5 protein-coding genes are annotated in these 5640 nt (G+C 34.4%); 1 reads left to right on the forward strand and 4 read right to left on the reverse strand.

Annotated elements, in window-relative coordinates; all coding sequences use genetic code 11:
- Positions 1-25: 25 nt before the first annotated feature.
- The gene (locus ACFVSH_RS22155; protein WP_387707849.1) at positions 26-298 is read right to left on the reverse strand and encodes an HU family DNA-binding protein; all 273 of its coding nucleotides are present in this window, start codon (positions 296-298) and stop codon (positions 26-28) included.
- A gap of 911 nt (positions 299-1209) precedes the next feature.
- Here ACFVSH_RS22155 and ACFVSH_RS22160 point away from each other — a divergent pair.
- Positions 1210-1710 carry a hypothetical protein gene (locus tag ACFVSH_RS22160; RefSeq protein WP_387707851.1) on the forward strand — a complete coding sequence of 167 codons (501 nt, stop codon included), beginning with the start codon at positions 1210-1212 and terminating at the stop codon, positions 1708-1710.
- A gap of 448 nt (positions 1711-2158) precedes the next feature.
- On the opposite strand, the gene ACFVSH_RS22165 is transcribed toward ACFVSH_RS22160, so the two are convergent.
- From ACFVSH_RS22165 to ACFVSH_RS22175, 3 genes are all read right to left on the reverse strand, one after another.
- The gene (locus ACFVSH_RS22165; protein WP_387707853.1) at positions 2159-3109 is read right to left on the reverse strand and encodes a sugar phosphate isomerase/epimerase family protein; all 951 of its coding nucleotides are present in this window, start codon (positions 3107-3109) and stop codon (positions 2159-2161) included.
- Positions 3110-3289: 180 nt separating this feature from the next.
- A complete protein-coding gene (locus ACFVSH_RS22170; protein ID WP_387707855.1) occupies positions 3290-3670 on the reverse strand; it encodes a RidA family protein in 381 nt (126 codons plus the stop codon).
- A gap of 402 nt (positions 3671-4072) precedes the next feature.
- Positions 4073-5359: an MFS transporter gene (locus tag ACFVSH_RS22175; protein ID WP_387707857.1), complete on the reverse strand. Its 1287-nt coding sequence runs from the start codon at positions 5357-5359 to the stop codon at positions 4073-4075.
- Between the last annotated feature and the right edge of the window lie 281 nt (positions 5360-5640).

A 5640-nucleotide genomic window follows, 5' to 3' on the forward strand; every position in this document is an offset into this window, starting at 1 on the left:
ATATTATAAATATATAATATGCATATTAATTAACAGCCTCTTTTAATTCCTTACCAGGTTTAAAAGCAGGAACTTTGGAAGCCGCAATTTGTATTTCTTCTCCTGTTTGTGGGTTTCTACCCGTTCGAGCTGCTCGGTCGCGCACTTCAAATGTACCAAATCCAACTAATTGAATTCTCTCCTCTTTAGCGAGCGTATTGGAGATTGTTTCAAACAATGCATCCACTACTTTTTTCGCGTCTCCCTTTGTTAGTTCTGCTTGTGTTGCTACAGTATTTACTAAATCAGTTTTGTTCATAGTCAAGCACCTTTTCCTTTATTCTTATTTAATATGTAGAGATGAGAACATAACATATCTTTTATAAGTCTGTCACTTTCTAAGGGCGAAAATAGGCAAAAAAATCTAGACTAGCTCTTTTTATATGCTCCTTATTATGTTAACTAGATTTACATATCGTATACTTCTTTAAAACAAGTCAATTATTGAAAAAATAACTTCTACATATAAGAGAGATATTAAGAATAAATTTTAGTTTAGCTTTTTTCTCTATACAAAAGTCATATAATTTTTTCAAGTGCATAACCAGCCAAATTAAGTGATTAAAAGAAATTGTCTATCAACATATCAAATTCGTTATTAAAATGGGGCCATTATTCAATTTAAGGGTTCAATTCTACACATGAATCGTAAATTTATAAAAAATAATCAAACCAATATTCTCCTCTATACGTTTATATATAGTGAAGGGAGCAAAATCCGACTAAAAATATTTTCAAAGGGAGGTGGTTGGGGAAACCTGCAGCATATTGATAGGCATTCGATTCTCCTGTTCATCTGGATTAAAGGAAACATTTATCAAGAACATAATTTCACAAAGCGAAGAAATGTTAAGACCTTCTCCTTCAATATAATTCAGGATGAGTCAAAAAGTACAAGCTTTAAATGCTAAATCAGACGAAGTGGGAAAGTATTTAATCGACCAAAAAGGATGACACTTTATTATTTCACAAAAAGTGATTCAAGCGTCAGTACTTGCAAAGGTCAAGGTAGTGAAAATTGGCCGCTTTTCCATGCAGATAACATCATCTCCTCCAAATGGGATAAGTAGCAAAAAAGTTGTTTAAGTTAGAAAACTTGAACAAGCAAAAAACCATTCATATTTTTGAACAGATGAAAGATAAAAATAGTATGTCCAGAGGTGGATTAAAATGAAAAAATTTAGTTGTTTTTTAGTGGTGATGATTTTTATGCTTTTAATGGCAGCTGGCTGCAGCTCTAATGTTAACGATGAAAAAGCCAATGAAGAGCAAACAGAATTAACAGAAGCCGGAGCAGACAGAGAACAACCAGAAAAGCAGACTGTGGAAGAGGCAACAAGTGAAGACATGCCAGCTTTTCTTTCAAGCGGTAGCGAAGAAGTGATCATTTCACTGCTGGAACTTAAGGCCAATATAGAAACAGAGTCTGAAAATACCGAGCAAATCCAAACAACAGGTAAAGACCTGGAAGAAAGTTGGGATTCAATAGAAAAACAAGTAGAGGAACAGCACCCTGTAGATTATAAAAACATCGAAGAAAGTCTTTATCCACTCATCAATGAAATAAAAAAGGATCAATCAGATGTGGTAAAAATAAAGCAGTTAACTAATGACACGACAGAAAAAATGAAGGCATTTCAAGAAAAAGTAGCATCTGCTTCTTCAAAATAGTCATTATGGTGAATTAGAAATCTATGCAGTAAACAAGCCCCAACCTTGTTCATCAAAGGGCAGGGCTTTTTGGGTATGCAGAAGTAATTTGACTGCAACGTTTGTATACACATGTTATCTTCAATACACCATAATGTATCTGTTTTACGGCTTAAGGCTTTTGCTGATACTGCTAAAAGAACAAGAAAAATGGACTGCTGAAACAGTCCATCGTTATTCAATTCTTGCGCCAAATCAATAATTATAAAATATCCAAAGAAACTGTTTTGGGGTGGCTTTTCCACCTTGACTTTTAATTATTCAAAAATAATTTCCGTACGGTAAATCTCGTCTAAGCTTTTACCTTGAGCTCGCTTCAACACTTCTATCCTTGCATTCAATTGTTTGGCCATAAAAGCTTGACTATCTGATTTTTTTACACCAAAAAGAACCTCTCCCTGTTTTTTATTTAGCGGTAGTATTTATCCCTTAATGCAAGTGCATATCTAACTGATTGCTCTGCACCTTTTTCTTGATCGACAATCATTTGTTCTAGAAGTTCTGCTGGCGGATAATAGTAATCCAATGGTTTAATTACATTTAAATCATAAGGAGGTTGTTCCACCTTAAATGCTCCTTCGCCTACTGCAAAGACTCCGCCTGTACCAGGCTCTCTCTTAAAATGGATGGCATACGGGAAGCACATTTCAACGTTGATTCTTGTCAACATTGAATTCTCAATCAATATTTTAAAACATTCTTCCAAATCGATATTGCCAGTCCCAGCAGGTACGCCACATACCCTGTAATCTTCGCCATCATGGACGATAATATGATCCTTAAAATGAGTTGTAAAGGCATATGGTGCTAATTTTCTTACAGCTTCAACCGGGTCCTCCCATGCCATCATTGCATTCCCGAAATCACAATGAGCACCCACCCAAGGGCTGTTGACTTCCTTGATGATTTGAATCACTTCATCCGTTAACTCTTCCTCGTGATTTTCAACAGCAAGCTTCATTCTATATTTTTTTAATAATGGTACAATCTGTTTAATATCTTCAGGAGCTCTTCTCAATCTGTCTGGATCATATTCTCCCATGCAGGTATACGTACGAATGACATCCGCTCCAATTCTATGCGCGGCCTCAATGACCTGTGTCAGATGGTTCGGATTGGTTCCATTTGTATCGATTTCGGCGAAAAATCCATACTTTTGAATTTCTTTTTTCACCTTGTCTAAGTATTCCGGTTCAAACGATTCTAATGCGCCAATTCCTGGTAACTCTGGCCATGGAACAATATTGATCATGACTCCATCTAATCCCAATTCGGCTGTTTTTCTGATAAAACCGAAAATATCCATTCGACCTGTAATAAACTGCAAATGAAAGCTTTCTGTCTCTAATCCCATTTTCATGTTTTACCCACCTTTATGTTAATTTATTGTACCGAGAAGAAATTAAACTAAATTTTGTTCGACTTCTATTTTCATTTGAATTAATTTCTACTTAACGACTTTGCTTATGAAAGTTCTCTTAAATAAGGGAAGAACCAGCATAAACGACGGAACATATTCTCCCCAAAAAAGAATAATTGGTCACCTTTTTACTTCGGCCATCAATTCAATTTCAATCATTGCATTCATAGGTAATTCTGCTACCTGAATGGTACTCCTAGCTGGAAAAGGTTTCGAAAAGTATTCCGCATAAATTTCATTTACAGTTTGAAAATCTGATAAATCAGTCACAAATATAGTTGTTTTCAAAACTGAATTCATTTCTAGACCTTTTTCTCTTAAAATGTGCTTTAAATTTTCTAAACATTGTCTTGCTTGGTCTTCAATGCCTATAGCTAATTTATTCGTATTAAGATTTAAAGGGAGTTGCCCCGAAATATAGAGAATCCCTTTTGATAATACCGCTTGGGAATATGGTCCAATAGGTTGTGGCGCATTCCTTGTTAAAACTGCTTCTTTCATAATAAAAATCTCCTTTTTATCTACATTATTTTTCTCGTAACTTTTTGACCGTTTGTACAGATTCTTTAATTTCATTATCTTGGGCCATAACATTTGTTCTAAAAGATCATCACTTGGATAGTATGTTGTTAAAGGATCAATCAGTTATTGATTGAAATACGGTTTTTACATCTTAAATGATCCTTTCCTTCCTTCGCTTACATGGATGACACATTTCTAAAATTATTCTGTGTAAAGTATGACTCCGGCTAATCCTAATTTTGCTGTTTTTCTGATAAAATCGAAAATATTCATTCAACCTATAATAAACTGCAAGTGAAAGCTTGCTGTTTCTAATCCAATTTTCATTTTGTTACCCAGATTTAAGCCAATTTATATATCGATAAAAAATTAAGCATTCATTTAATTATCTTCCAAATATCGGTTAGTTTGTTTTTTCTTTTTTAAAATTTTAACTGAATAGTTACTTATAATAAAACCTATAGCTGCAAATGCAATCATAATCAAAAATACATATCTATATCCAGTAATTCCAGGATTGTGATCCAGAATATTACCATACATGGCAAAGGCGAAAATTGAAGGAGCATAACCAACTAAACAAGCTACTGATACGGCAGCACCGCTTATCTCTTTTGGAATATCAATTTCATCTAATGGGGCAAAAAACACAGCCCGTTGAGTAAATACAATCGATCCGAAGCCAAGTGTCGCAATTATTCCTATATAAATATTCATTTTGTCATGTGGAAGCATAATAAAAATTATCATTGTAATAATGGATAAGAGAAATGTAAATCTAAGGTATTTTGTCGCTGATTTAAATTTTTTATCAACTAAGAATCCACCGATGGGACCGCCTATCATTTTTAATCCATATTGGTTTATAATCCCATATACACCTAATAACGCTACCGGCATTCCATAAATTTCTTGCAAGAACGGAATAAAGTAAGTTAAACCTGCGTAAACCGTATAAACGCAAAATATTGTAAATGAGGAAAACCAAAGTTTGGGAGTTTTAATTGCTTGCATCGCACCTTTCAAAGCTACTTTACTTTTACTAATTTCTTCTCCACCCTTATCAAACGTTTCAATGATATCGTCCTCTATAAAGAAATAACTAATGATACCAACAATAATTGTAATCAAGGCAAAGAATAAAATTGCGGCTCTGAAACCTAATGACTCAGATCCTAACCAAATAAATATACCTAGAGCAGAGAATGCAACGATTGTATCTACAACACCACGGCCAGCTTCAAGAAATCCAAACATCCTGCCTTGTTCGTCGGAGTCTCCAAGCAATTTAACGGTTTTTATCAATACTGGCCAAAAAGTAATCTCTGTAAATAAAGCCATTACTCCCCAAGAAGCTAAAATTCCATAATAACTTGGTATAGTAGATAAATAGATCCCAGTTGCACCTACACCAATCAATCCAATCGGAATTAACTTCCTTTTAGAAAATCTATCAGTGATGTACATGGAGACTACATAACCTAACATTTGCACAATAGCATATACAGATAATGCCAAACCTATTTGGGTATGTGAAAGATGAAAATATTTTTGCATCGGAACGTAAAAAGCATCTTTTAAGGATGATAATTTAAATATTGTTCCTCCTCCCAAAATTAAGATACATAAGGTAAACCATTTATTGACCTGCTTCTGTGCTACTGCCATAAACAATCCCCCCTCATAAATATGAAAATAATTAGCGGTATTCGTTAAAACTCAAAATTGGTGAATCCGTGAGAATATTTAAGAGCTTCACCCAAACGATTTCCAAAAGTCCTGCCATTATAATATATATCCAGGCCATTTTATCGCTCGCTCCTTCGGCATTGACACTTATTTTTGAACCACGAAGTTCTCCAAATATCGATAAATCGCATAAGCTACCCCATTTTCATCATTTTTAAGGGTTGTCGTTGTACAAACAGCTTTTATGACATCTTTCGCAT

Origin of the sequence: Peribacillus sp. NPDC058002, from assembly GCF_042886655.1 — a bacterium.
Classification (GTDB): Bacteria; Bacillota; Bacilli; order Bacillales; family DSM-1321; genus Peribacillus; species Peribacillus aracenensis.

What these genes read in the sequence shown, in the direction of transcription:
- ACFVSH_RS22155 (WP_387707849.1), bottom strand. Translation starts at nt 298, where the DNA reads ATGAACAAAACTGATTTAGTAAATACTGTAGCAACACAAGCAGAACTA.
- ACFVSH_RS22160 (WP_387707851.1), top strand. Translation starts at nt 1,210, where the DNA reads ATGAAAAAATTTAGTTGTTTTTTAGTGGTGATGATTTTTATGCTTTTA.
- ACFVSH_RS22165 (WP_387707853.1), bottom strand. Translation starts at nt 3,109, where the DNA reads ATGAAAATGGGATTAGAGACAGAAAGCTTTCATTTGCAGTTTATTACA.
- ACFVSH_RS22170 (WP_387707855.1), bottom strand. Translation starts at nt 3,670, where the DNA reads ATGAAAGAAGCAGTTTTAACAAGGAATGCGCCACAACCTATTGGACCA.
- ACFVSH_RS22175 (WP_387707857.1), bottom strand. Translation starts at nt 5,359, where the DNA reads ATGGCAGTAGCACAGAAGCAGGTCAATAAATGGTTTACCTTATGTATC.